This is a genomic window from Streptomyces sp. NBC_01445, assembly GCF_035918235.1.
In the GTDB taxonomy this organism is placed as follows: domain Bacteria; phylum Actinomycetota; class Actinomycetes; order Streptomycetales; family Streptomycetaceae; genus Streptomyces.
Genome location: NZ_CP109485.1, coordinates 1861447 through 1885461 on the forward strand (window position 1 = coordinate 1861447; position 24015 = coordinate 1885461).

At 70.3% G+C, this 24015-nt stretch carries 16 protein-coding genes and 1 pseudogene; 7 read left to right on the forward strand and 10 right to left on the reverse strand.

The window, feature by feature from the left end; translation table 11 throughout:
• Positions 1–54: 54 nt before the first annotated feature.
• The 6 genes from OG574_RS08685 to OG574_RS08710 all read right to left on the reverse strand — a co-directional run bounded on the left by OG574_RS08685 (position 55) and on the right by OG574_RS08710 (position 6765).
• Entirely contained in the window at positions 55–669 is a 615-nt protein-coding gene (locus OG574_RS08685; protein ID WP_326772655.1) for a GTP-binding protein, read from the reverse strand.
• Positions 650–1087 carry a DUF742 domain-containing protein gene (locus OG574_RS08690; protein ID WP_326772656.1) on the reverse strand — a complete coding sequence of 146 codons (438 nt, stop codon included), beginning with the start codon at positions 1085–1087 and terminating at the stop codon, positions 650–652. Before OG574_RS08690 ends, OG574_RS08685 begins: the two co-directional genes overlap by 20 nt.
• The gene (locus OG574_RS08695; protein ID WP_326772657.1) at positions 1084–1557 is read right to left on the reverse strand and encodes a roadblock/LC7 domain-containing protein; all 474 of its coding nucleotides are present in this window, start codon (positions 1555–1557) and stop codon (positions 1084–1086) included. The genes OG574_RS08690 and OG574_RS08695 overlap by 4 nt, the downstream gene beginning before the upstream one ends.
• Positions 1554–3992 (reverse strand): sensor histidine kinase, encoded by a 2439-nt coding sequence (locus tag OG574_RS08700; protein ID WP_326772658.1) that lies wholly within the window; start codon positions 3990–3992, stop codon positions 1554–1556. The genes OG574_RS08695 and OG574_RS08700 overlap by 4 nt, the downstream gene beginning before the upstream one ends.
• 134 nt (positions 3993–4126) lie before the next feature.
• The gene (locus OG574_RS08705; RefSeq protein WP_326772659.1) at positions 4127–4909 is read right to left on the reverse strand and encodes an MHYT domain-containing protein; all 783 of its coding nucleotides are present in this window, start codon (positions 4907–4909) and stop codon (positions 4127–4129) included.
• Positions 4910–5358: 449 nt separating this feature from the next.
• Complete coding sequence (locus tag OG574_RS08710; RefSeq protein ID WP_326778408.1) at positions 5359–6765, reverse strand: extracellular catalytic domain type 1 short-chain-length polyhydroxyalkanoate depolymerase; 1407 nt, start codon at positions 6763–6765, stop codon at positions 5359–5361.
• Positions 6766–7352: 587 nt separating this feature from the next.
• Between OG574_RS08710 and OG574_RS08715 the strand changes: the two genes are divergently transcribed.
• The gene (locus tag OG574_RS08715; protein ID WP_326772660.1) at positions 7353–8423 is read left to right on the forward strand and encodes an NAD(+)/NADH kinase; all 1071 of its coding nucleotides are present in this window, start codon (positions 7353–7355) and stop codon (positions 8421–8423) included.
• A gap of 136 nt (positions 8424–8559) precedes the next feature.
• Here OG574_RS08715 and OG574_RS08720 read toward each other — a convergent pair whose 3' ends face one another.
• The 3 genes from OG574_RS08720 to OG574_RS08730 form a co-directional block, all read right to left on the reverse strand.
• Positions 8560–9975: an FG-GAP repeat domain-containing protein gene (locus OG574_RS08720; protein WP_326772661.1), complete on the reverse strand. Its 1416-nt coding sequence runs from the start codon at positions 9973–9975 to the stop codon at positions 8560–8562.
• A 495-nt stretch (positions 9976–10470) separates the two neighbouring features.
• Entirely contained in the window at positions 10471–11394 is a 924-nt protein-coding gene (locus OG574_RS08725) for an endo-beta-N-acetylglucosaminidase H (protein ID WP_326772662.1), read from the reverse strand.
• Between the two features lie 451 nt (positions 11395–11845).
• Entirely contained in the window at positions 11846–13048 is a 1203-nt protein-coding gene (locus OG574_RS08730; RefSeq protein ID WP_326772663.1) for an RNA-guided endonuclease InsQ/TnpB family protein, read from the reverse strand.
• Between the two features lie 179 nt (positions 13049–13227).
• Here OG574_RS08730 and OG574_RS08735 point away from each other — a divergent pair, with 179 nt between their 5' ends.
• From OG574_RS08735 to OG574_RS08750, 4 genes and pseudogenes are all read left to right on the forward strand, one after another.
• Entirely contained in the window at positions 13228–16665 is a 3438-nt protein-coding gene (locus tag OG574_RS08735; RefSeq protein ID WP_326772664.1) for a protein kinase domain-containing protein, read from the forward strand.
• Between the two features lie 13 nt (positions 16666–16678).
• The gene (locus tag OG574_RS08740; RefSeq protein WP_326772665.1) at positions 16679–16873 is read left to right on the forward strand and encodes an alpha-hydroxy-acid oxidizing protein; all 195 of its coding nucleotides are present in this window, start codon (positions 16679–16681) and stop codon (positions 16871–16873) included.
• A 280-nt stretch (positions 16874–17153) separates the two neighbouring features.
• The gene (mdlC, locus tag OG574_RS08745; RefSeq protein ID WP_326772666.1) at positions 17154–18764 is read left to right on the forward strand and encodes a benzoylformate decarboxylase; all 1611 of its coding nucleotides are present in this window, start codon (positions 17154–17156) and stop codon (positions 18762–18764) included.
• 38 nt (positions 18765–18802) lie between these two features.
• A pseudogene (locus OG574_RS08750) lies at positions 18803–18926 on the forward strand (KR domain-containing protein); the annotation flags it as partial.
• Positions 18927–18954: 28 nt separating this feature from the next.
• Here the strand turns inward: OG574_RS08750 and OG574_RS08755 are convergent.
• Complete coding sequence (locus OG574_RS08755; RefSeq protein ID WP_326772667.1) at positions 18955–21054, reverse strand: SpoIIE family protein phosphatase; 2100 nt, start codon at positions 21052–21054, stop codon at positions 18955–18957.
• Between the two features lie 400 nt (positions 21055–21454).
• Between OG574_RS08755 and OG574_RS08760 the strand changes: the two genes are divergently transcribed.
• Positions 21455–22423 carry a DUF4331 family protein gene (locus OG574_RS08760; protein ID WP_326772668.1) on the forward strand — a complete coding sequence of 323 codons (969 nt, stop codon included), beginning with the start codon at positions 21455–21457 and terminating at the stop codon, positions 22421–22423.
• A 309-nt stretch (positions 22424–22732) separates the two neighbouring features.
• Positions 22733–23950 carry a helix-turn-helix domain-containing protein gene (locus OG574_RS08765; protein ID WP_326772669.1) on the forward strand — a complete coding sequence of 406 codons (1218 nt, stop codon included), beginning with the start codon at positions 22733–22735 and terminating at the stop codon, positions 23948–23950.
• The last annotated feature ends 65 nt before the right edge of the window (positions 23951–24015 follow it).

The window sequence follows — 24015 nt, forward strand, 5'->3', positions numbered from 1 at the left end:
CGTTAAGGACCATCTGTGCGTAAACGCACGGATTGCTGAGATCTGACTATGACCTCAGCAACGGTCAGTTGGGGGTCGGATCCAAGGATCCAAGGCCAGTACGTGCTCGACCAAGGAGATCAGGACCTCCTTGCCGGAGTCCCGGTCGCGTACGTCGCACAGCAGCACCGGGGTGTCGGCGGTCAGGTCGAGGGCGCGCGCCACCGCATCTTGGCTGTGCGTTCGGATGCCGTCGAAGCAGTTCACAGCGACGATGAAGGGGATGCCGCGGCTCTCGAAGTAGTCGATGGCGGGGAAGCAGTCCGCGAGACGGCGGGTGTCGGCGAGGACGACCGCGCCCAGGCAGCCCGTGGCCAACTCGTCCCAGACGAACCAGAAGCGGTCCTGGCCGGGGGTGCCGAAGAGGTAGAGGGCCAGTGTGTCGCGCAGGGTGATCCGGCCGAAGTCCATGGCGACCGTCGTCGTGGACTTCGTGGCCACGCCCTCCAGGCTGTCCACCGGGCGTGAGGCCTCGGTGAGGGGTTCCTCGGTGCGCAGCGGGCGGATCTCACTGACCGACTCCACCAGCGTGGTCTTCCCCACGCCGAAGCCGCCGGCGATCAGGAGCTTGAGAGCGGTGAAGTCGGCGGGCGCCGCGTGCGCGGCGCGGTCAGAGTGCACGGAGGCCATTGATCACTTCTCGCAGGAGGTGGGCGGAGACAGGTTCTTTCCCGGCGGCGGTGGACTCGGGCGGGGTGATACGGATCAGCCCTTGGGCGGTGAGGTCGCCGAGCAGGACGCGTACGACGCCGAGCGGCAGGCCCGAGTCCGAGGCCAAGTCCGCTACCGGGCGCGGCCCTTGGGCGCATTGGGCCAGCAGGCTGCGCTGCTCGGGCGGGATCGGGCCGCGCGGGGTGGCGGCCGTGGAGCGGACGATCGCCATCAGGTCGACGCGTTCCGCGCCGTTGTCCGTACGCGCGCGGCCCGCGGTCATGGCGTAGAGGCGGACCAGAGGGCCGGCCTCCGCGTCATAGCGGTCGGTCCAGGGGTCGGGGTCCCGGTCGGCGGCGTCGGGCGTCGGTCGGCGGCCGGATGGCAGGTCGGTCACGACGTCCCGCCGTCCGGCGTCGGGGCGCCGTCCGTCCTCGCGGGTACGGCGAGGTGCTCACGTACACGCTCGACCAGCAGGGCCATCTCGTAGGCCACGAGGCCGATATCGGCGTGCCCGTCTGTGAACACCGCGATGCAGGATCCGTCGCCGGCGGCGACCACGAAGAGGAAGCCACCGTGCAGCTCGACCATCGTCTGGACGACGCCGCCCGCGTCGAAGTGGCGGCCCGCGCCCTTGGCGAGGGAGTGGAACCCGGAGGCGATGGCGGCGAAACGCTCGGACTCGTCACGCCCCAGGGCGTGGGAGGCGCCGACGCACAGGCCGTCGGTGGAAAGCATGACCACGTACCGGACCTCCGCGACACGGTCGACCAGGTCGTCGAGGAGCCAGTCGACAGCGCCCGCGCCACCCGTGCCATGGTCGTCGGGGTTGTCACCGAGGTTCGTGACGGTGAAGGTCGGGGTCATCGGTTTCGGAATCCTTCTTCGGTCGCGGTGTGAGGGTGGGGCGCGGCATGCGGGGCGCCGGACGGGCTCCCGGGGGCGGACGGTGTGCCCGGCTCGCTCCGAGTCGCGGACGCGCGGCGCCGTCCGGAGCGCAGGGACGCCATCGTGGCGCGCGCGGCCTCCGGGGATCGGACGGCCGGGCCCTGGGCCGGCTGCGGACCAGTGCCCGTGTTCTCGTCGTCGCGCAGTTCGGGGGCGAGGCTGGCCTGGCGCACCCGGCGCGGCAGACCGTCCTCGGAGTCATCGCTCGAGGTGGCTTCCGCGGTGAGGGCGAGCGAGGGCTGCGTCGGCTGGGGGGCCGCGTGGCGGGCCCGAGTGGGGAGTTGGAGGGGCGCAGGGTGAGTGAGCGGTGGCTCGGGCTCACGCTCCGGTCGGGGGATCAGTTCCTGTTCGGGGCGCTGCTGTGCCGGTAGGGGAGGGGCGACCGGATCAGAGGCCGGTATGTGACCGGACGCCCGCGGCTCCGGCTCCGGCAGGGGCCGCAAGCCTGGGTGCGGTGCCTCCAGAAGCTGCTGCGGAACGAAGACGACGGCGGTGACGCCGCCGTAGACCGAGCGGCGCAGGGTGACGTCCACGTGCTGGCGCTCGGCGAGGCGGTTGACGACGAACAGGCCGAGCCGACGCGAGTCGAGGAGGTCGATGTCCGCGGTCCGGATCTTCTCGTTGGCCGCGGCGAGCGCCTCGTCGCCCATGCCGAGACCGCGGTCCTCGATCTCCAGCACGGCACCGGCCCCGACCTCCTCTCCGCGCACCACCACGGGGGTGTGCGGGGGCGAGAACGCGGCGGCGTTCTCCGTGAGTTCGGCAATCAGGTGGACAAGGTCGGCCACCGCCGTGCCTGCCAGGCGCAGATCGGGGATGTCGTGCAGTTGGACGCGGTCGATGTCGGCGGTCTCCGCGATGCCCGCGCGTACGGCGTCGATCAGCGGGACCGGGTTGCGCCAGGCACGGCCGGGCGCGGAGCCGGACAGGATGAGCAGGGACTCGGCGTGGCGGCGCATCCTGGTCGTCAGGTGGTCCAGACGGAACAGGTCTTCCAGGTCCGAGGGGTTCTCGGTGCGGCGCTCCATCGCGTCGAGGAGCTCCAGCTGGCGGTGGAGCAGCACCTGGCTGCGGCGGGCGAGGCTGACGTAGACGCCGGAGACTCCGGTGAGGACGGCGGCGCGGCCCGCGACGGCGCGCAGGGCGGCCCGCTGCACGGTGGTCAGCGCCGCGCCGACCTGGCCGATCTCGTCCCGGATGGGGGTGCGGGCGAGCGGGGCCTCGGCGTCGAGGTCGAGGTCGTCGCCACCGTGGATGCGGCGGATCGCGGCCGGCAGCCGATTGGCGGCGAGCTCCAGAGCGGAGTTCCGCAGTCCGGTGAGGTCGTCGACCAGGCCGCGCCCGATACGTACGGAGAGCAGCAGTGAGAGGACCACACCGAGCAGGCCGAGGGCCACCGCCAGGCCCGAGCTTCCCAGAGTCGCAAGGGAGTACGGCTCCGCGTCGGCGCCCGTGTCGACGGTGCCCCGCTCCGCTGCGGCAAGCCCGGCCAGGGTGTGTCCCGCGAGGGAGTGCCACTCCCTCGCCGGCACGGCGGACACGGCCCCTTCCTCGCCGGCGTCGAGGACGGCGTCCTGAGCGGTGGCGAGTTCGGTGGCGCTGTGAGAGGCGAGAACGGCGCGGTAGCGGGCGGCACCCTCGGCCCGCAGGTCGGGCACCGCTGCCTTGGTGAGCCCGCGCTGCTGGGCGATGTCGCCGATGAACGCGCGGTACTGGCCGGCGGACATGGTGCCGCTCGCCTGCGCAGCACCGAGCACGGCATCCTGGCGGCTCAACGCCTCGCGGGCACGGGCCAGTTCGAGGACGGTGCGGGTGTTGGAGGCGCGGTCGGGGCGGTCGGCGCCCGCGAGCCCGGCGCGCACCGCAAAGGCCCGGTCGACGGACGTGCTGTAGCCGGAGAACACGGCGGCGGAGTCGTGGGGAGTCTCTCGCTGCTCGGGGAGAGACCCCGCGCTCTTGAGCAGAGCACTGATCCGGTCGGGCAGCTGGGCGTCGAGGGCCGCAAGATCGGTGCTGCTGGAGCGGATGCCCGCGCGCAGAGCGGCGACGGCCTTGTCCGTGCGGGACTGGGCGGCATCGAAGTCACGGCGGGCAGATGGGCCGGGAGCGGCCCGGAACTTCAGGGCGGCGGCACGCTCGTCCTGGACCGTGGTGGTGAAGTCCGCGATCGGCTTCACCAGGGCCGAGTTGATCTGCCGCAACTGCTCGGTGGACGAGACCTGCGACGCGGTGGTGACGGCAGCGTGCCCCCACAGGGCCATCAGCGAGAGGACCGGCACCGTCAGCAGGGTGACGACCTTCGCTCGGATCGACTTGGGGCGCCACCGTTCGGGCAGCGGAAGGCGTGCGGGCATGACCAGGGATCTCCTTGGCGGTGCAGGAGTGTTGAGGGCGCGCGAAGTGGCGTTCGGCCCGGGGAACGGTGGCGGCCTGCGGCGTGGCGAGAAATGCGCCACGGAGATGACGCAGGCGGCTCAGGGAATCCGGATCAGGCGACCGGAAGCTCGACCTCGTGCAGCGGCCGGGCCGCGGCCTCGCCCTCGGCGCGCTCCCGCGCCGTCGGGGACAGAGCCACGAAGGCGCAGGTGAGGAAGAGGAAGGAACCGAGGACCACGGCGAGCGGCAGGATGAACGCGGTAGCGCTCGCGCCCGGCAGAGGTGCGTTGCTCGCATGCACGTCCACGGTGACCGCGGCCATGCCGGTGTAGTGCATGCTGCTCACCGCGAGCCCCATCACGAGGGCGGCGACGGCGGCGACGGCCGGGCCCCGCACGGAGAGCGCGGCCCACAGCGCGGCGGATGCCGCAGCGATCGCGATGACGACGGAGGCGGTGACGACAGCCGGGCTGTACGAGATCGTGCCGTTGAGCTCTACGGCGGCCATGCCGATGTAGTGCATCGCGGCCACACCCAGTCCGGTGCCGACGCCACCGAACAGGATGGAGCGCACGCGGGACTTGCCATATCCGGCGGTGAAGACTCCGGCGCCGACGACAGCGATGGCGACGAGGAGGCTGAGCAGAGTGAGCGGGATGTCGTAGCGGATCGCGGTGCCGTCGACGGCGTAGCCGAGCATCGCGATGAAGTGCATGGTCCAGATTCCGGCACCGATCGCGATCGACGCGCTGACCAGCCAGTTCCTTTTGGACCGTCCCCCAGCTGTCAGGGCGCGCACCGTGCAGCGCAATCCCAGCGCGGATCCGACGACGGCCATGGCGTACGACAGGACCGGTGTGGCCCAGCCTCCGGCCATGTGGTGCATGTGACCCACGGGTTTCCTCTCACTGTGCTGTGTCGGCCCCCCGGCGACCGGGACGCTAGCACGCAGTGGATCTCTGTCCATGGGGACCGGAAATGCGCCTGCAGGCGGGTTACTGGACGGTAAAGCCCTGGTTCAACGGCCTTTCGCGCATCGGCTCTTCATATCTCGCCCACATAGGTGCGACTCTTGTCACGCCGCACATCGAAGCGCTTCAGACACCCTGGACGAGACGCTCAGGTCGGGATGTGTGGGACATACCCGCTTAACTGAAGGCGGGGCTGGCTGCGCTGGAGTTGAGAGCGGCTGACTCGGTACCGGCCTGCCCTCCCGCCCAGCCGGCGCAGCTGCCGCACGGCGCTTTGCGCGGCGTCCCGAGGGGCAGCGCAGGCTCCGCCGGGGTGCAACACGCGGCGGCTTCACCGGGTGAAGGGGAAGCCGCCGCCGCGCCGTTGGGTCCGTCAGGACGGGCAGCCGGAGTCGGCGATCACGAAGGTGCCGGGCGAGGTTTCTTGCAGGGTGTGGGTGACGTAGAGGTTGTACAGGCCCATGTTCTGGTTGGAGCCGTTGGCATAGACGTAGCCGAGGCTCTGGTGGGCGCGTCCGGCGGCGACCTGGTTGTAGTTGTTGTCTGTGTAGCACTTGTGGGTGGCACCGGTCGTGGTCGCCTGCGCCGACGTGGAGGACGCGCCTACGGCCCCGGAGGCGTCCACGGCGGCGACGGTGTAGCTGTACGTCGTGCCGGGGGCGAGCCCGGTGTCGGTGAACGAGGTCGAGGAAGGCGAGCCGACCTGGCTGCCGCCGCGGTAGACCCGGTAGGAAGCTGCTCCGTCGACGGCGGTCCAGGACAAGGACGCCGAGGTGTCGTTGGTGGCGGTGACGCTGAGCCCGGACGGCGCGGGCAAGGAGCCACCGCCGTCGGTGGCGTCGAGGCCCCAGGAGTGTCCGATCCAGTACGAGGCGCAGATGTTCGTGTCCGGCAGGTACTGGCCGGCCGTGCCGCACTGGGTGGCCCCGGCGCCGGGGTCGACGGCCTGCCCGTGCGACATGCCCGTAATGCTGTACGACTCGACGACGCCGCGGCCGGAGGCGTCCCGGTAGACCTTGTGCGGGTAACCCTGCACGGTGTCGCTGACGTCGGCCGTGGCGTCGGTGCCATGGACGTTGGCCCACTGCTCCACGAGCTCGGTCATGTTCATCGGCGCCACAGTGGTGTCCTGGGATCCCTGCCACACGGCCACCGTCGGATAAGGGCCGCTGTAGCCGGGGTAGGCCGCGCGGACCTTGTCGCCCCACTGCTGCGGGGTGAGGTTGGTGCCGGGGTTCATACAGGTCAGGCCGTCGGTGACGGTGCGGGCGCAGTCGAAGGGAAGGCCGGCGGCCACCGCGGCGCCGGAGAAGACGTCCGGGTAGGAGGCCGCCATGACCGCAGTCATCGCCCCGCCTGCGGACAGGCCGGTGACGTAGACACGTGTGGGGTCGGTCCCGTAGTCGGCCGCCATCTTGTCGACCATCTGCTTGATGGACAGGGCCTCGCCCTGGCCGCGCGAGAAGTCGGACGACTGGAACCAGTTGAAGCACGAGTTGGCGTTGTTGGCGCTCTTCTGCTGGGGCAGCACCAGCGCGAAGCCCCAGACATCGGCCCACTTGGTCCAGCCGGTCTCGCCGTCGAACGCCGAGGCCGACTGGGTACAGCCGTGCATGGCGACAACCAGCGGGCGCCCGGACGGCAATCCGTCGGGGACATAGCGGAACATCTGCAGGCTACCGGGGTTGGAGCCGAAGCTGGTCACCTCTTGCAGGGACGCGGCCTGCGCCGGTACCGGGGACAGCAGCCCCAGGGTGAGTGCGATGACGGACAGCACCAGTGCGACGGCGGACCCGGAGCGCGGCCGCCATCCTCGGCCGGCGGACCGCCTCCCGCGTCGGAAGCGGCGCCGCGAGGATTGAGGGGAAGCAGGATGCATCGTGCCACCAGGTGATCGCGATGGATGGGGAGAGGGACAACCCCCGGCCCTGGCCGGCCGGCCGGCACCGAACAGCGGCACACGTCCCGGGAGTTACGGGGACGTTACGTCCGGCCGGCCGGCGACAGTAATGGTGACGCGCCCCACCTCGAAGGGGTGCGGGCTGTGGGCCGTCACCGTTGCGCCACTCGGGAAGGCCACGGCGGCGGATGAATGTGCCTGATGCCGTCGCATGGCCTCGCCTGCGGCACGAGGGTGCGGACCCGGTACGCAAGGCCCGACCCCGTGACGGCGGCGGTGACGTCGGGCGGGCCCTGGAAGACGCCCAGGCCGGCACAAGGGATTTCGACCCCGTTGTTCAGCGTAAGCGCAGTATTTGTTGTGGTTTGTCGCTAAATTGCACGGCGGTGGCTCGCACTCCGAGCGGGGACCGTGCGAGATGCGGTCGGCCGGATCGGTCGAGGCGCGCGATGACCTTGGAGGCGAAAATGTCGGTGAACCGAGTCGGCCTGGTCGTTCACGGTGGGCGCGCGGAGGCCGTGGAGGTGGCCCGAGTGGTCCGTGCTTGGTGCGAGGAACACGCCGTGCGGTGCACGGACATCGACGTGTGGCACAACGATGGGCCGCGTGACGACCGTACGGAACTAGAGGCAGCCGGCCATCCCGATCTCATCGTCACACTGGGCGGAGACGGCACCTTTCTGCGGGGTGCCCGGCTCGCCGTGGAGGACGACGCGCTGGTTCTGGGAGTCGACCTGGGGCGCGTGGGCTTCCTGACGGACGTGTCGGCCGATGACGTGCGTTCAGCGTTGAACGCGGTACATGAAGGACGGTTCAAGGTCGACAGTCGCATGCTGCTCGCCCTGCGGGCCTCCCGCCGCCTGGAGGTTCCCAAGGACGTGGAGGACTGGATGGAGTACGGCCGTGGGCGCATGATGCCGCCGCCCCCGGTACACCCGGACCTCAAGGGCGACGGCGAGTGGGGTACCCCCTTGAACGTCACCGCGCTCAACGACATCGTCGTGGAAAAGCTCACCAGGGACCGCCAAGTGTCGGTCGGCGTCTACATCTGCGGCCGACTGCTGGCGTCCTACTCCGCTGACGCGCTTCTGGTGGCCACCCCGACCGGCTCGACCGCCTACAGCTTCGCCGCCGGCGGCCCAGTGGTGTCACCCCGCGCCGACGCCCTCGTCTTCACACCGGTGGCCCCGCACATGGCGTTCAACCGGTCCATCGTCGCCGCCGCCGACGAACCCGTCGCCCTGCGAGTCCTCGAACGGTCCGGGCAGGCGGCAGTCAGCATCGACGGACAGCTCCGAGGTGTGCTGGATCCGGGGGACTGGATCGCCGTGTATGCCGCCCCTCGCCGCCTGCGGGCCGTGCGCCTGGCACCGATGGACTTCTACGGCCGCCTCCGCAAGCGGATGAACCTGACCGACGCCCCGGCCGCCGTCGCTGACGGATGCGCGCCCCCGCTGTGGTCCATCTCCACGCCTCCGCCCGCGGACATCGCCCATCTTGAGATGCTGCCGGTTCCGGACCCCTCGCCAGGCCCATGACGGCCCCGGCCGACGGTGGGTCAGCGCCGGGACGCCAGGGCCTCGAAGGGCCCATGAGAAGGGCGGGGTGGGCCAGGCCCGCCTGGAGCTGAGCGGGCTCGCAGTTCTGTGATCCGGCATGTACGGAGTCCGGAAACTACGAGGCGAAGTCGCGCGTGGAGAACGACATCAGGTCGCGCCGCGTCGCGACGTCAGTCACCCACCAGTAGGTGACCCCGCTGTCCGCCGAGTCCGGGGAACACCTGAGGACCAGCTCCTGTCGGCCGTCCCCGTCGAAGTCAGCCGCGGCGACGGGCATCGCGACCCGCGAGGTCTGCGACACCTTCTGGCCGTCCACCCGGGCAGGGATCCGATGCGCCACGGAGGCGCGGCGCTCCCCGTCCACGTACGTGAGGGTCGCCCCGGAACCGGCCACGTATCCGTCGCGGCCGTCGCCGTCCGGGTCGATCGCGAGGCGCGGGGTGTCGCCCAGGGCCTTCTCCTGGTGCCGGACGGGTGCGGCGCCCGAGCCCGGGTACAGGAACCATCCGTCGAAGGCGTGCGACGCCTCGTCCTCGTATCCGGGTTCGACCTCGTCGTTGCGGCTGCCGCTGTCACTGACCGCCAGGTCCTGGGTGCCGTCGCCGTCGAAGTCACCGAACTCGACGGCGTTGCCGACGTGGGTCTCGCGGCCACGGGCCCGGCCGTTCAGGTAGAGCGTCCCGGCGGTCTGCTCGCCGTCGTCGTCGTGGTGCAGATACAGCGGGGTCGCGCGGTGCGCGCCGGAGGCGTCGACGGGGGCCGCGAGCAGGTCGATGTCGCTGGAGTCCGGGAGCGTACGGATGCGGGATGCGGCCCCGGCGCGGCTGAACGGCCCGAACAGGATCCGCACATGGCCCGGACTCGTGTCGGGTCCCGCGGCGCTTCCGCCGCCGATCGCCAGGTCGTGGTGGCCGTCCCCGTCGAAGTCGCCCCGAGCCAGCGGATCGCCGGCCGTCACCACGGCGCCCGGCGGCAGCACGAGCGGCGTCGCGGGCCGCCCGGTCGGACCGTGCGCCGATCCCCACGCCACATAGGTGACAGAGCGGCCGGTGGCGGCGCGCTCCGTCGTCACGAAGTCGGGGAAGCCGTCCCCGTCCAGATCCGCGGTGTGTACATGGTCGACACCGAGGTAGTCGCCCGGCCCGTAGTCCGGGTCGGTCCGTTCGGGCAGCCCCAGGTCGCTGCGCCCGTACACGGCCCGGGTCGTCGGGTCGAGCCCGCGCGCCGAGCCGAAGAGCACACCGATCCGCTGATCCACGCGCCCGATCGAGGGGGCCGGTCCCGGTACCGAGAGCATCAGGTCGCGGTATCCGTCCCCGTTGATGTCGTCGGGGTCCTTGGAGCCCTTTCCGGCGGCGGGCGGGCGGGCGTCCGCCGGCACAGGCTTCGGCACCGCGCCGTCCCTGACCGAGGGTGAACTGCCGCCGCCCGACGTCGACTTGCGCTCCTGCGGGGGACGGTCGGCGTCCCCGCAGCCGGTCGTCAGAACCGACGAGGCGAGGACCAGCACGAGCACGGCACGGCATCTCATGCGCGACACCTTCACCCGCTGCTCCTGATCTTGGCCAGATCCCTCCGCCGACCGTTACCCAGTCGTGCCAGGTCACGGACGCACGAAGGAGGTCGTCGCGAACGACATCCTCTCTCGGCACGACGTCCCTGCCGCGATCCACCAGTGCGTGGCGTTGAAGAGGAGAGCGGGAGCGGCATGGCTGGCCACGACTTCGAGGTGGACCAGCCAACCCGCAACGGTGACCCTGCTCTTGCCGAATGCCCCGTCCATGCCGGTGGGAGGATTTCGACGCTGCTTGAGACCGCTCGAACCGTCGGCATCGCACGAGGCGCGACTCGGTGGCGCCCCCCACGCGTACGAACATGCGGCCTGAGAAGCTCGGATGAGGTATTCGGCAAGCGCAGCGCCACCGCGCCCCCGACATCGTTGTCGAAGGCACGGCTGCACGGATCGTTGCACTACGGGATGCGGCAAGTCCCGAGGGAGTGTCGCGCACTGGGGCCTGCGGTCGCCTTACGGCGTGTAGACAGCGTCACTGCCGTACAGCTCCCTGGTGAACGCGGAGACATCTGCGGTGCGGTCGGCGCCGTCGAGGTTGTACGTCAGATAGACGCCGTACCCCTCGCTGACGGTGCGGCGGGCGAGGTCGGCGGTGGTGCTCTGCGAGGTCCCGCCGATCTCGACGGCCGCCGGTGACAGCTTCGACTTGGGCAGTGCGATGCCGGGGACCTGCCAGCTGCCGTAGTACGGGTTCCAGGCGTAGTCGAACTTGGACGAGACGTCGACGCCGCCGTAGGAGAGCCGCGACGCGGCCGGGCCGATGTTGTAGAGACTGATGATCTTGTCCGGCATGTTCGCGCGCAGCGCCGTCACCAGGTTCACGAACGAGCTGTCGTTGGGCTGGCCTGTGCCGTTGTTGCCGTACTCGGCGTACTCGTCGTCGAAGTCGATGCCGTCGAGGCCGTACTTGGTCACGGTGTCCGACAGTTGCTTCGCGAACGCCGAAGCCGCTTGCTGGGACGGGAAGTTGGCGAAGCCCGCGCCCTGGTGGTTGCCGAGAACCGAGAGGACGACCTTGATGCCCTTCTGCTGCAACGGCCGTATCTCCGTGGCTGCGTTGTCGAGGACGCGCTGCACGTTCTCGTTGAAATACAGATACGCCGCCTTCGTGCCCGTGTCGTAGTTGATGTTGGCCGCGAAGATCACGGCGACGTCGAAGACGTTGCCTCCGCCGTTGGCGAGGGTGTACTTGCCGACGTTCAGCATGCTGTTGTTGTTCACCTCGACGTACGCCACCGAGGTCGGCCCCTGTTTCGCGGGAGCGGGGGCAGGGGCCGCTGCCGCGCCGGTCATGGTGGCCGTACCGAAGGCGAGGGCCGCGACGGCCGAGAGCGCGAGCGCGGCCGTCCGTGCTCTGCTCCGTACCAGAGTGAACATCGTTGATCGGTCTCCCATCGCATGGGTCGGCGCCCGACCTGTTCGGAAGCGCCGAGTGAGCCCTCCGAGTTTTCCGCTCCCGTGACCGAATCCCGAGAATCGTGCGCGAACTCTTCACGAGTCCCACGCACACCGCCCCGCAACCCGGCGCCTCGGCAAGGGAGTTGGTGCGCCCAAGTCCACGGTCGACGCCGACCTGCTGTGGGCCCATGCCCTCCGCGTCCGCCCCTCCACCCCGGCGGCCGCGTGGTCCGCTTCGAGGTCGGCCCGATCCTGCCGCTGCACCGTAGAACACGGGAGGCAGCGGCAGTACCCTCCGCCTCAGACGCAGTTGAGGCAGTTGACGCAGTCACCGACCGGCTTCGGCACCGGGCGTCACGGGCAGGGGGAATCGCATTGACGTCCTCCCTCCGCTGATGCAGGGGGATTTCTAGCTCACTTTGCCTGGCACCTAGCAGGTGGCAGGGCTTACAAGATCAGCACTAGCCGGGTTGAGACCAGCCCGGACGAGCATCACGCGGGCGGAGTTCTTGTCCCTGGGGGACACGGTTCCGCACGCGGTGCACGTATACGTTCTCTCGGAGAGAGGCAGGCGATGCTTGGCTCTCGCATCGCAGTGCCCGCAGTCCATGGTGGTGTACGCGGGGTTGACGAGGTGCACGGCGCGGCCGTGTTTGCGGGCCATCTCGACCAGGGCGCTCTTGGTCGCGCCGATCGCTGCGTCGGCGGCCTTGCGGGCCATCGTCGACTTCGCCAGGAACTTCGGGCGGAAGTCCTCTACCGCCAAGGCATCGTGGTCGCGGACCACACGCTTGGCCCACTTGCGGGCGGTGTCCTGGCGCTGCCGGGCCACCTTCTTGTGGAGCTTCGCCGCCTGCTTCTTGGCGCCCCTGTAGCCGTTCGAACCGGGCCGGCCCTTCTTCGGCTTCCTGCGGGCCATCATCCGCTGGTAGCGGGCGAGGCGCTGCGCGGCCCTGTGGCCATGCTCGGGATGGGGAAGGTCGTAGTCGTCGGATGTGGTGGTCGCGGTCTCCTTCACACCCCAGTCGATGCCGATCACGCAACCGGTTTCGACAAGCGCCTGGATGCTGGTGGCGACAACGAACGAGGCGTACCAGTGGCCGAGACTGTCGCGGTAGACGCGCACGCTGGACGGCGGCTCGGGCAGCTCACGCGACCACACGACCGTCGCCGCGATGCCGCCGGCCAGATGCAGACGGCCGTCTTTCACCCGGAAACCGCGCTGGGTGTAGTTCAGGCTCGGGTCGACCTGATGCTTCTTCTTGTACTTCGGCATACCGGCCCGCTGCCGCATCGGCAACCGGGCCTTGATGTCTTTCAGTGCCTTCGCGCGGGACTTCGCGAAGTCCCGTATCAACTGCTGCTGCACCACGCTGGAGCCCTCACGCAGCCACGCGTTCGCGGTACGGGCCGCGGTCAGCATCTTGTCGAGCTGCGCCGGGCCACACGTTGTCTTCTCGCCGGTGGCCTTGTTGTGCAGATGCACGGCCTTCGACTTGGCCACCGACTCGTTCCACACCCAGCGGCAGCGCGCCCATTCCGCTTCCAGCGCGCGGATGGCCGTGGACGACAGACGCAGCCGGAAAGTGTAGCGGGCATGCCCGCCACCTGCCGTCAACGCTCCGGTCGTCATGAAACACAACCTATCTGGGAGGACTGACAGTTGAGCACAACTGATCTCGGTGGGGTTCCTCATCATCACGCGGGATGGACGCCGGATCGCCCCGACGACGATCCGGCCTTCTCTGCCCTGCTCCCCAGGAGTCCGATACCTCCCCGGCCCAAAGGCCGGCGCATCCTCGGAGGAATCCGGTGAGCGCACCTACGCCGTCCGCCGTCTGGTCGACCGGCACGACCGTCGACGGCCGCTATCGGGTGCTCGGCGAGCTCGGGCGGGGCGGGATGGGCGTGGTGCACCGGGTCCGGCATCTGGCTTGGGGCATCGACATGGCGGTGAAGAGTTCGCGTCCGGAGGTGTTCCGCGGGCTTGGCGATCGGGAGCTGTTCGTCCGGGAGGCCGAGGCGTGGGTGTCGCTGGGGCTGCACCCGAACATCTGCGCCTGCCACTACGTGCGCGTGATCGCCGGGGTGCCCCGTGTGTTCGCCGAGTACGTCGACGGCGGCAGCCTCGCGGAGTGGATCGGCGACGGCCGGCTCTACGCCGGGGACGCGCGCCAAGTCCTCGCCCGCGTACTCGACACAGCCGTCCAAGCGGCCCGCGGGCTCGAGCACGCGCATCGCAGGGACCTGGTGCACCAGGACGTGAAGCCGGCCAACATCCTGCTCGACGGCGCGGGCGCCGCGAAGATCACCGACTTCGGCCTGGCCCGGTCCATGGCCGCCGTGGCCTCGACGATGAGCGAGACGGGGCCTGGTGCCAGCGTTCTGGTGCCGTGGGGCGGTATGACGGTCGGCTACGCGTCCCCGGAGCAGCTCGCGGGAGAGCGCGTCGGGCTGCGCAGCGACGTCTACAGTTTCGCGGTCACGGTCCTGGAGATGTTCACCGGCGGTGTGCGCTGGTCGGCCGGTTCGGTCGCCGGCCTGGCGCTGGAGGAGTACCTGGTCGACCCCACGAACCCGGTCGCCGCGCCTCCGGAAGTCGCCCATCTGCTCCGCCGCTGCCTGCGGCAGCACCCGGCCGACCGGCCGCCCTCGATGGCGGACATCGCGGACGTGCTGACCGGGATCTACGAGCAGCAGACCGGCTCGACGTATCCGCGTCCAACGCCGCAGGAGGCCGATCTCCGCGCGGACGAGCTCAACAACCGTGGCCTCTCGCTCCTGGACCTGGACCGGGCCGCCGACGCCGAGCAGGCCTTCGACCAGGCGCTCGCGGTCGATCCGCACCACGTCGGAGCGGTGTACAACGGCGGCCTGCTGCGGTGGCGTACGGGGGCGATCACCGATGCGGAACTCGTCACCCGGCTTGAGGCGATCCCGCAGGGATCCGGAGCGTCCGCCTGGCAGGCAGACCTGCTGCTGGCCCGCGTCCACCTCGAACGCGGCGACCTCGCGGCGGCACACGGCCTCCTCGACGCCCTCGCGCGCGAACGGCCCGACGGCGCCGACGTGCGGGCGGCGCTGCGGGTCGCGACGTCCGGGAGCGTGACCGATGCCCGCCGCACCGGGACACGTCCGGTCAGCGAGCCGTTCGCGCTGCCGGGCGCACCGGTGAAGCTTCTCGCCCGCCACGAGGTGATGGGCTACCTGCCGATCCGGTTCGCTCCCGACGGACGCCTCGCGGTCAGCGGCCACTGGGACGGCGTGATCCGGCTGTGGGACGCGGCGACCGGCGCACAGCGGATGGCGCTCAAGGGACAACGCACGCAGGTACTCGGCGTCGATCTCACCCCGGACGGCTCGTACGCGCTGTCCACGAGCCGCGGCGGCACGGTGCAGTTCTGGGACCTCAGGGCGGGCAGGTGTTCCCAGGTCATCCACGCCGTCGCCCATGCGACGGGTTGCCCGGTCAGCTTGAGTGCCGATGGGCGCATCGGCGTGTGGAAAGGCGCGGACGGGCGCGTCCAGGTCTGGGAACTCGGGACCGGAACCTGCCGCTGGTTGCTCGGTCCTGCCCTCAAGGACGGCGCCCTGGACGGCTCGCTGTACGAGGTGAGCGCCGACGGACGCCACGTGCTGACCGCCGAGAACGACGGGGCGCGGCTGTGGAGCGTGGCCGACGGCCTGTGCCGTGTGCTGGCCGCCGGCTCGCGGACGCATGCCCTGTGCTTCAGTCCCGACGGACGGCTGGCCGCGATCGCAGGCCAGGACCGGGTGATCCGGTTGTGGGATGTGGAGGACGGCCGGCAGGTCCGTACGCTGACCGGGGAGACCGCCGCGGCCGGCCACCTGGCCTTCAGCCACGATGGCCGCCGACTCCTCTCCGGCACGACCGGAGACCACACGATGCGGCTCTGGGAGCTGGACAGCGGCCGGTGCCTGCGGACCTTCTCCGCCGACGCGTACGGCATGCATCACGTCGGGTTCCGCGACACCGACGCCCGGTTCGGCTGCTCCGTCGGCGGGCACCCCGAACTGCCCCTGCATCACTGGCGGCTGCCCGACGCCGGGTACGTCGCCGAGCCCCACGTCAGCAAACCGCGCGAGTACGCCGAGGTGAGCCGGCTCGGCGGTCTGGCCGAGGAGCTGATCGCCGACGCACGACGAGCACTGTCGGACGGGCGACACCGGTCCGCCCTGGACCTGTTGACCCGCGCACGGGCGGTCCCCGGCTACGAGCGCGCGCCCCAGGCCCTGGCCGCCTGGCACGAACTGGGCCGCACGGCCCGCCACCTGGGGCTGCGCGCGGCCTGGTCGCAGCCGCTGGACGCCGGCCCTCTCCCGTTCGGCGGCATCACCGCGATCGGTGTGGCCGCCGATGCCCGGCTCGCCGTCAGCGGCCAGAGTGACGGCACCATCCGGATCTGGGATCTGGACCGCGGCACGTGCACCCGGGTCCTCGACGACCATCGGGGCAGGGTGGGCGAGGTGGCGTTGAGCGACGACGGCCGGCACGTCCTGTGCAAGGCCACCAAGCCCCTCGCGATCACTCGATGGCGCCTTGCCGACGGCGAGCGCCGACAGGTGACTCCGGACTGGGACATGACGCGGACCGTGCTGTTCACCGGCGACGGCAGGCATGCCTGGTTCGGCGGCGGAGACGGCGTCATCCGCCGGTGGGACCTCGACGACGACCGCTGCGTCGCGACGATCGGGTCCCGCGGCGCGGTCAACGTGATCTCCACGTCCACGGACGGACGGCTCGCGGCGGTCGGCGACTCCAACGGCGTGGTCCGGCTGTGGGACCTCGACGCCGGAACGTGTCTGCGGACCTGGACCGGCCCGCGGGAACCGATCCTGTCGGTGTGCCTCAGCGCTGACGGCCGCCTGGCCCTGTCCACGCACATGGTCATGTCCTCAGGCGGGCAGAACGAGCCGATCCGCCTGTGGGACGCCGGGACCGAGCGCTGTCTGCGCACGTTCGAGGGGCACGAAGGCTGGTCCTCCGCAGTGCGGTTCACGCCCGACGCCCGGTTCGCGTTCTCGGCGGCTCACGACCGGACCATACGACTGTGGGAGGTCGCCACCGGTCGGTGCCTGCACGTCCTCGAAGGACACCAGGGATACATCCGGCACCTCGAACTCACCCCCGACACACGCAACTTGGTGTCGGCGGGCGACGACGGCATCCGACTGTGGCACCTCGACTGGGAACTGACGACCGACGCCACTCAACGAGACGGGAAGTGACGCTCCCAGGGCCATGCCTCTGCACGTAGGTCGGCGAACCGCTGTCGGTGTCGGCCGCCCTTACGCATACGCCCTCGCCCACGGCGGCGACGCCGGCATCGTCCACATACTGCGGGCCCCGCTCGCCGAAGAAGACCTGATCATGGCCGTCGACGGCTGGCTCTCCGTCGCCGACCTCACTCCCGACGTGCTCCACCGCCTCACCTGACACCGCCGACCAGCCCGCCAGATGCGCCGACGATCCCTCGCCCACCGATTGGTTCGCCCTGGCCGCTCCCCCAGCGAACCGGCCATGCCGTCATACAGGCCTGTCACCGAACGGACCACATTTCGCGACGGGCCCCTTCTTGTCCAGCAGGATCAGATGGGCGCACCAGTCCTGGCGCCCCACGACGCTCGGGAAGGCATTCGAGCCTTCTCCGGGAAGCTCTCACCCCGCTGGCGGGCCCGTTGAGCCCGCAGCCCCAGCAGGAAAGCAGATGGCCACCATGACCGAGCAATCCACCGTCCGTAGCGTGACCTACGACCTGCTGCGGGCCCTGAAACTCACCACGGTCTTCGGTAATCCCGGCTCCACCGAGCAGCCCTTCCTCCAGGATTTCCCCGACGACTTCACGTACGTCCTGGCGCTGCAGGAGGCGTCCGTCGTCGCCATGGCCGATACGTTCGCCCAGGTGACCGGCCGCCCCGCACTGGTCAACGTGCACTCCTCGGCCGGGCTGGGAAACGCTGTGGGCAACCTGGTTGCGGCGTATCACGGAAACACCCCCCTGATCATCACCTCGGGACAGCAGCATCGGGACCTGTTGATCGGGGAGCCGTATCTCGGCAACCGTGAGGCCATCACACTGCCGAAGCCATGGGTGAAGTGGTCCTATGAGCCGGCCCGCGCCGAAGACGTCCCAGAAGCCTTCATGCGCGCCTATGCGGAGGCGTTGCAGCCGCCGACAGGTCCGGTCTACCTGTCGATTCCCATGGGCGACTGGAAGGAGCCCCTGTCCGATTTCACCCGGGTGCGGACAGTGAGTGACCGCGTCGCCCCCAGCACCGAGCGGCTGCGCGCATTCGCCGACCGCATCTCCGCCAGCAGCAGGCCCGCACTGGTCTTCGGGCCGGAGGTCGACCGCGCCGGCGGATGGGAGGCGGCCGTCGCCCTGGCGGAGAAGCTGCGTGCGGCCGTCTACGGCGCCCCGCTGCTGGACCGCGCCTCCTTCCCTGAAGATCACCCCCTCTTCCGGGGCCCGCTCGGCATGTCGGTGAAGACCATCAGCGACCGGCTGACCGGGCACGACCTGGTGGTCGTGATCGGCGCTGAGGTGTTCCGCTACTACCCCTACGTGCCAGGCGACTACCTCCCCGACGGCACGGAGCTCCTGCAGATCACCGGCAATCCGGCGGTTGCCGCGGCGGCACGTGTGGGCGACAGCCTCCTGGGCGATCCCGCGATCGCGATCGAGCTGCTCCTGGACATGGTCACGGAGGGATCGACGCGAACGGCTCCGGAGCCGATGGCGCGGCCCCGAGAACTGCCGCAGGAACCGAACAGCCCGCTCACCCCGCCCGAGGTCTACGCCACCCTGAGCGAAGTTCGGCCGCCCGACGCGGTCATCGTCAACGAATCGACCTCCACGATGGCGCAGCAGATCGAATGGCTCCCCACCACCCGGACCGGATCGTTCTTCGCCACGGCCAGCGGCGGGATCGGCTGGGGTACCCCGGCCGCGGTGGGCGTCGCGCTCGCCGACCGGGACAGAGCTGTCCGACGTCCGGTGGTCGGCCTGATCGGCGACGGCTCCTTCCAGTACTCCGTGCAGGCCATCTGGACGGCGGCGCAGCACAACCTCCCGATCGTGTACGTGGTGATGCACAACCACGAGTACTCCATCCTCAAGTCGTTCGCGGTGCTGGAGGAGACTCCGGGCGTTCCGGGACTCGACCTGCCCGGGCTCGACATCGCCTCCGTGGCGCGCGGCTTCGGATGCAACGCGGTCGACGTAGAGACCACTCAGGACCTCGAGCGGGAGTTCAAGGCGGCCCTGGCCGCCGGCACCACCACTGTCATCGTGGTGTCCACGCAGCCCCAGAAGGCGATGTTGTAGGCCATGCGGCCCTCAGGACCGGAGAGGGGAGTGCAGCCATGGACCTCGGCCTGAAGGGCCGGGTGTACATCGTCACCGGTGGCATCCGCGGGCTGGGCCGGTCCGCCGCGCGCGAGTTGGTGGCGGACGGTGTGAGAGCGGTTGTCAGCGGGCGCAGCGAGAAGTCCCCGCCGTGTTCGGCCCGTGCCCGTCAGGCGGACAGGCTCAGCTCGGCCCAGATCGTCTTGCCTCGTCGGGCAGGGCGGGTGCCCCAGCGCTGGGTCAGCTGGGCGGTGATGAACAGTCCGCGGCCGGACTCGTCGTCCTCCTCGGCATGTCGCAGCTGCGGGGCGGTGCTGCTCGTGTCGGAGACCTCGCAGATCAGCGTACGGTCGCGGATCAGGCGCAGGCCGATCGGCCCCTCGGAGTAACGCACGGCGTTGGTGACCAGTTCGCTGACCACCAGCTCGGTGGTGTACTCCAAGTCGGCCAGTCCCCATGCGGACAGCCGGTCGGCGGTGAGTCTGCGCGCCTCGGCCGCGGCCTCGGGCGCGCCGCGCAGCGTCCAGGAGGCCACCTGGTCGGGGCCCTTGGCACGGGTTCGTGCCATCAGCAGGACGGGGTCATGCTGATGGCCGTCGGCGGGGAGCACCCGCAGCACCCGCTCGCATGCCTCTTGGAGGCAGCGTGATGCCGGGGCGAGCGCGGCACGGATGCGGTCGAGCTGCTGCACGGCTTGCTGGGGATCTCGGTCCTGGACCAGGGGGGTGTTGCACAGGAGCAGGATGCTGCCCTCGGGCAGTTCGCGTTCCGTGGTCCGATGGGTGGCGATGCCCTGGCCGAGGGGCGGGCCCTGCGGGACGTCGGCGAGCTCCGCCGTTCCGTCGGGGCGAATGATCACGGGCGGCGGATGGCCGGCGCTGGACATGGTGCACCGCCGGATCACCGGGTCGTAGACCACGTACAGGCACGTGGTTCCGACGACCCGGTAGCGGGAGGCGTCGTGCGGGGTGGAGGTCACCTCGTCGTCGAGCCGGGTCACCAAATCATGCAGGCGTTCGAGAAGTTCGTCCGGTGGCACATCCAGGTCGGCCAGGGCGCCGATCGCGGCGCGGAGCTCGCCCATGGCGGCCGCGGCGTGGAGGCCCTGACCCTCGGTGTCCCCGGCGATCAGGGCGACACGAGCGCCGGAGAGCGGGATCACATCGAACCAGTCCCCGCCTGAGCCGGACGGCAGATAGCTGTGCGCGGTCTCGACAGCGGCGTGGACAGGGACCTCGGGGGGCCGGAGGCTGAGCTGGAGCAAGCGGGCGGCCGACCGCTCCCGGTTGTAGAGCCGGATGTTGTCCAGGGACAGCGCGGTACGGGCGACGAGCTGGGCGGCGAGGGCGGTGTCCTCGTCGACATACGGGTCCGGACGTCGGCCGCGATAGAAGCAGGCCAGGCCGAGGACCACACCGCGGGCGCACATCGGAACCACGATCATCGAGTGGACCTGGTTCTGGCGCAGCAACCGACCGCGGACGGGGTCCCGGTCGAGCCACTCGGCGTCCGGCACGAGCCGGGCCACCAATCGCGGACGGAGGTCGGTGAGGCTCTCGCGGTACGGGGTTCCCGACGGGAAGCCGCTCACCTCTCCTGCCACGGGCCACCCGGCCGTCACGGGACTGCCGTGTGAGCACCAGCCCGCACGACGCAGCGGGATAGCCCCGAGATGAGGTCCAGGTTCGGGTGCCTCACCGCGCAGTACAGGGTCGAACAGGTCGACGGTGGTGAAGTCCGCGAAGTCGGGGACGGTACCTTCCGCCAGCTCCTGCGCGGTGTCGAACAGGTCGAAGGCGGTGCCGATGCGGCTGCCGACCCGGTCCAGCAGAGCAAGCCTGGCCTGTGCCTGGTTGCGGTCCGTGACGTCCAGGATGGCCGCCGCCACCCCCAGGGGGCACCCCTCCAGGTCCTGGAGCCGGAACCAGGACGCCTGCACGGCGACCTCGGCATGCGGAGGCCGGAGTGAGCGCAGCGTCAGCAGCACGTCGCGCCTGGGACGGCCGGTCTCCAGCACCTCGCGGACCATGGCCTCGACCTCATCCGCCTGATCCTTGCCGTACTCGCGCAGCACCTCGGCGACCGTGCGTCCGAGCAGGTCCTCGACCGGGAACGCCCGGATGTACCGCGCGGCCGCGTTGAAACGCACCAGACGCAGCTGCGTGTCCAGTATGTGCAGACCGATCGGCGACTCTGAGAACAGCGCCCTGAGAGTGGCGTCATCCACGTCGCGCGAAGTACCACCCGGGATGTCCGGCGAAGTATTCATCAGTGAGAATTATTGCTCTCCTACCACGTACCGGCACCTGCACGGAACCGCCGACGTGGACGCGTCGGGTACGGACGGTGATGTGTCCCGGGCCGTGTCGTCAGTGGCCGGGAACAGGTGAGGGCAGCGCGCGCCGAGCCGGCCACAACTCGCTGTATGAGCCACCGAGCCCGCACTCCGTTGTGCATCTCCGGTGGGCTCGGCTCGCACACGTGGACCTTCAAGCGGGTGCCGAAGACACCACTGATCACGGGCCTCCGCCGACCGTACGACTGACAACGACGCGGCTCACGCTCGCCTCAGCAGGCGGAACCGACGCGGTGGCCAAAGGAGTGATCCATGGGCCACCGCCCGGTGACGCCGCCCGCGGCACGAGGCCCGCGGGTGCAGGCTGACGGTCATGTCTCATCACCTCAGCGGAGCCGACCTGCGGTCTCCCATGAACGACGCCCGGCTGGACCTGACGGACCTGTTCGCCTTCACCGTTCCCGGCGGCCGCACCGCGCTGATCATGAACGTGAACCCCATCGCCCCCACCGGCGGCCAGGCGTTCCACCCCGACGCCGTCTACCGCATCAACGTCGACACCGACGGCGACCAGCAGGCCGACATCGCGTTCAGTTTCGTCTTCTCCGAGCCCCGGGACGGGCAGCAGACCGCCACCGTGTACCGGGCGACCGGCGACGAGGCACGTGCTCACGAAGCCGCCGGGCAGGTGATCGTCACCGAGGCACCGGTCTCCTTCGGACCGGCACCCAACGTGATCGAGGCAGGTCCCTACCTCTTCTCCGCGGGCCTGCGCAGCGACCCGTTCTTCGCAGATCTGGACGGCATCATCCACGACTTCCAGTGGACGGGTGTGGACTGGGGAGCCGACAAGAACATCTTCGGTCTCGTCCTCGAGATGCCCGACACCGAGCTCGGCTCGAACCCGGTCTTCGGAGTGTGGGCTCGGGTGAGCCTGAGGCAGAACGGCGCGCTCAAGTCCGTGGACCGGGGCGCCCATCCGTCCCTGACCGCGTACTTCAACCCCGAGAACGACGCGAAGACCGCCTACAACGAAGGCGAGCCCGCCCAGGACTGGGAGACCTACCGCGTACCGTGGACCGCCGTCCTCCAGCACACCGGCGACTACGAGCCCCAAGACGCCGAGCAGGCCCTGCGCACGGTGCTCCCCGACATTCTGCGCTTCGACCGCGACCAGCCGGCCGCCTACCCCAACGGCCGCACGCTCACCGACGATGTGACCTCGGCACGTCTCGCGATGGTGTCCGGCGGAAAGATCACCAGCGACCGCATCGGCCCGCACACCGACCTCCTGCCCGAGTTCCCCTACCTCGGCACTCCGCACCCGGCCCCTGCGGGCTAGGAGTTGTCGTCGGAGTGGGTCGGGTCGGTTGACGACAGTGTGATGGTTCGTCGTCATGAACTGTCCGATGTGAACTGGGAGTTGCCGGAGCCGGTCATGTAACCGTCCCCTCTGGCGCTGACGAGCGAGCCATGCCGCGCCCCCTCCCACTGTGCCCCCCAACACTCCTTGCCGTGCCGATCTGTGCCGGTTCACAGGAATGCGCCGAGGGCTCCGCGAGCCGTGCCGCGACGCTTGTCCGGCGCACTGGCCGCCGTGAGAGTGACTCCGGTCCGACCGCTGTCGGCCGCGCCACACCTGGGATTCCCCATGCGCATCCCCACGGGATCTGTGGACGCACCGGTGGCGCCCCCGGAGATCCTCAGCCGCGCGGCGCGACTGCTGCGCGGACAGACCTCGGTCCTCGTGGAGAAGTCCCTGGAGCGCATCCGTGAGGGCGTCAGCCACTACTCGAGCCCGATGCTCGCGCCCGCCGATGTGACGGAGCGGGTCCACGAGGCCCTGGAGATCGCGGTCGAGGCACTGGCCGTGCCCGAGCGCTTCCTCGCCTCGGGAGAGCACGCCTGGAGCGTGGGCAGGAAGCGGGCCCTGGAGGGCACACCGATGCTCGCGGTCCTGCAGGCGTACCGCATCGGCGCGTCCGTGCTGTGGGACAGCCTGGTCGACGCCGCGTTGAAGGGCGCCCCGGAGCAGGCGGGGCCGCTGGTCCACGCCGCCAACGACTTCTGGCGGTTCGTGGCCCGGGACACCACGATCGTGATGGAGTCGCACCGCCGTACCCTCGCGGGACTGGCCCGGGACGACGGCCGCAAACTTCTACCGGTCCTCAAGGCCCTGCTGCGCGGGCACAGCGACCCGATGGACATCGCCGCCACCGCATGCGCCTTCGACGTTCCGGTGGCGGGCCGCTACGCCGTGGCCCGCCTCGACGGTCCCGCCGCGTCCCGCCCGGCGGAGGCCGCCGTCCGTGAGGACGTCGGCGACCTGCGGCTGTACTGGTGTGCGCTGCCGGACGGCCAGGCGGTCGTGGCGCAGCTCGGGGACGCCTCGCTGGAGGAGCTGGCGAGCGCGCTGGCCGCCGGGCCGGGTGTCCGCGGGGGCATCAGCCCGGTTGTCGCGGGACTCGCCGAACTCGGCCGGGCCAAGGAGCTCGCCGAACTCGCCCTCGGCGCGTGCCGTCGGGACGATGAACTGGTGCTCCTGGAAGACCGCATGGTCTCCGGCCTGGTACTGGCCCGCCCGGACCTGGCGTCGGGCATCGCGCACAGAGTGCTGGGTCCGGTACTGGACCTGGACCCCGCCGATCGCGCGGCGCTGCTCGACACTCTGGAGGCGTGGCTCGACTGCCAGGGTTCAACGGACCGTGCCGGTGAACTGCTGTACTGCCACCGCAACACCGTACTCAACCGGCTGCGCCGCCTCGAGCGGCTGACCGGGCGGCTGCTGGACCACCCGCGCGATCTGGTGGACCTCACCCTGGCCCTGGAGGCATGCCGGACCGGGTCGGCGGACCAGAGCTCTCACTGACGACAGCGTCGGCAGCGCTTCGACAGAGTCCGACTTCGGCAGGAACTCCCCCGCGCCACGGCCGT

What these genes read in the sequence shown, in the direction of transcription:
- OG574_RS08685 (WP_326772655.1), bottom strand. Translation starts at nt 669, where the DNA reads ATGGCCTCCGTGCACTCTGACCGCGCCGCGCACGCGGCGCCCGCCGAC.
- OG574_RS08695 (WP_326772657.1), bottom strand. Translation starts at nt 1,557, where the DNA reads ATGACCCCGACCTTCACCGTCACGAACCTCGGTGACAACCCCGACGAC.
- OG574_RS08700 (WP_326772658.1), bottom strand. Translation starts at nt 3,992, where the DNA reads ATGCCCGCACGCCTTCCGCTGCCCGAACGGTGGCGCCCCAAGTCGATC.
- OG574_RS08715 (WP_326772660.1), top strand. Translation starts at nt 7,353, where the DNA reads ATGTCGGTGAACCGAGTCGGCCTGGTCGTTCACGGTGGGCGCGCGGAG.
- OG574_RS08720 (WP_326772661.1), bottom strand. Translation starts at nt 9,975, where the DNA reads ATGAGATGCCGTGCCGTGCTCGTGCTGGTCCTCGCCTCGTCGGTTCTG.
- OG574_RS08725 (WP_326772662.1), bottom strand. Translation starts at nt 11,394, where the DNA reads ATGTTCACTCTGGTACGGAGCAGAGCACGGACGGCCGCGCTCGCGCTC.
- OG574_RS08730 (WP_326772663.1), bottom strand. Translation starts at nt 13,048, where the DNA reads ATGACGACCGGAGCGTTGACGGCAGGTGGCGGGCATGCCCGCTACACT.
- OG574_RS08740 (WP_326772665.1), top strand. Translation starts at nt 16,679, where the DNA reads ATGCCTCTGCACGTAGGTCGGCGAACCGCTGTCGGTGTCGGCCGCCCT.
- mdlC (WP_326772666.1), top strand. Translation starts at nt 17,154, where the DNA reads ATGACCGAGCAATCCACCGTCCGTAGCGTGACCTACGACCTGCTGCGG.
- OG574_RS08755 (WP_326772667.1), bottom strand. Translation starts at nt 21,054, where the DNA reads ATGAATACTTCGCCGGACATCCCGGGTGGTACTTCGCGCGACGTGGAT.
- OG574_RS08760 (WP_326772668.1), top strand. Translation starts at nt 21,455, where the DNA reads ATGTCTCATCACCTCAGCGGAGCCGACCTGCGGTCTCCCATGAACGAC.
- OG574_RS08765 (WP_326772669.1), top strand. Translation starts at nt 22,733, where the DNA reads ATGCGCATCCCCACGGGATCTGTGGACGCACCGGTGGCGCCCCCGGAG.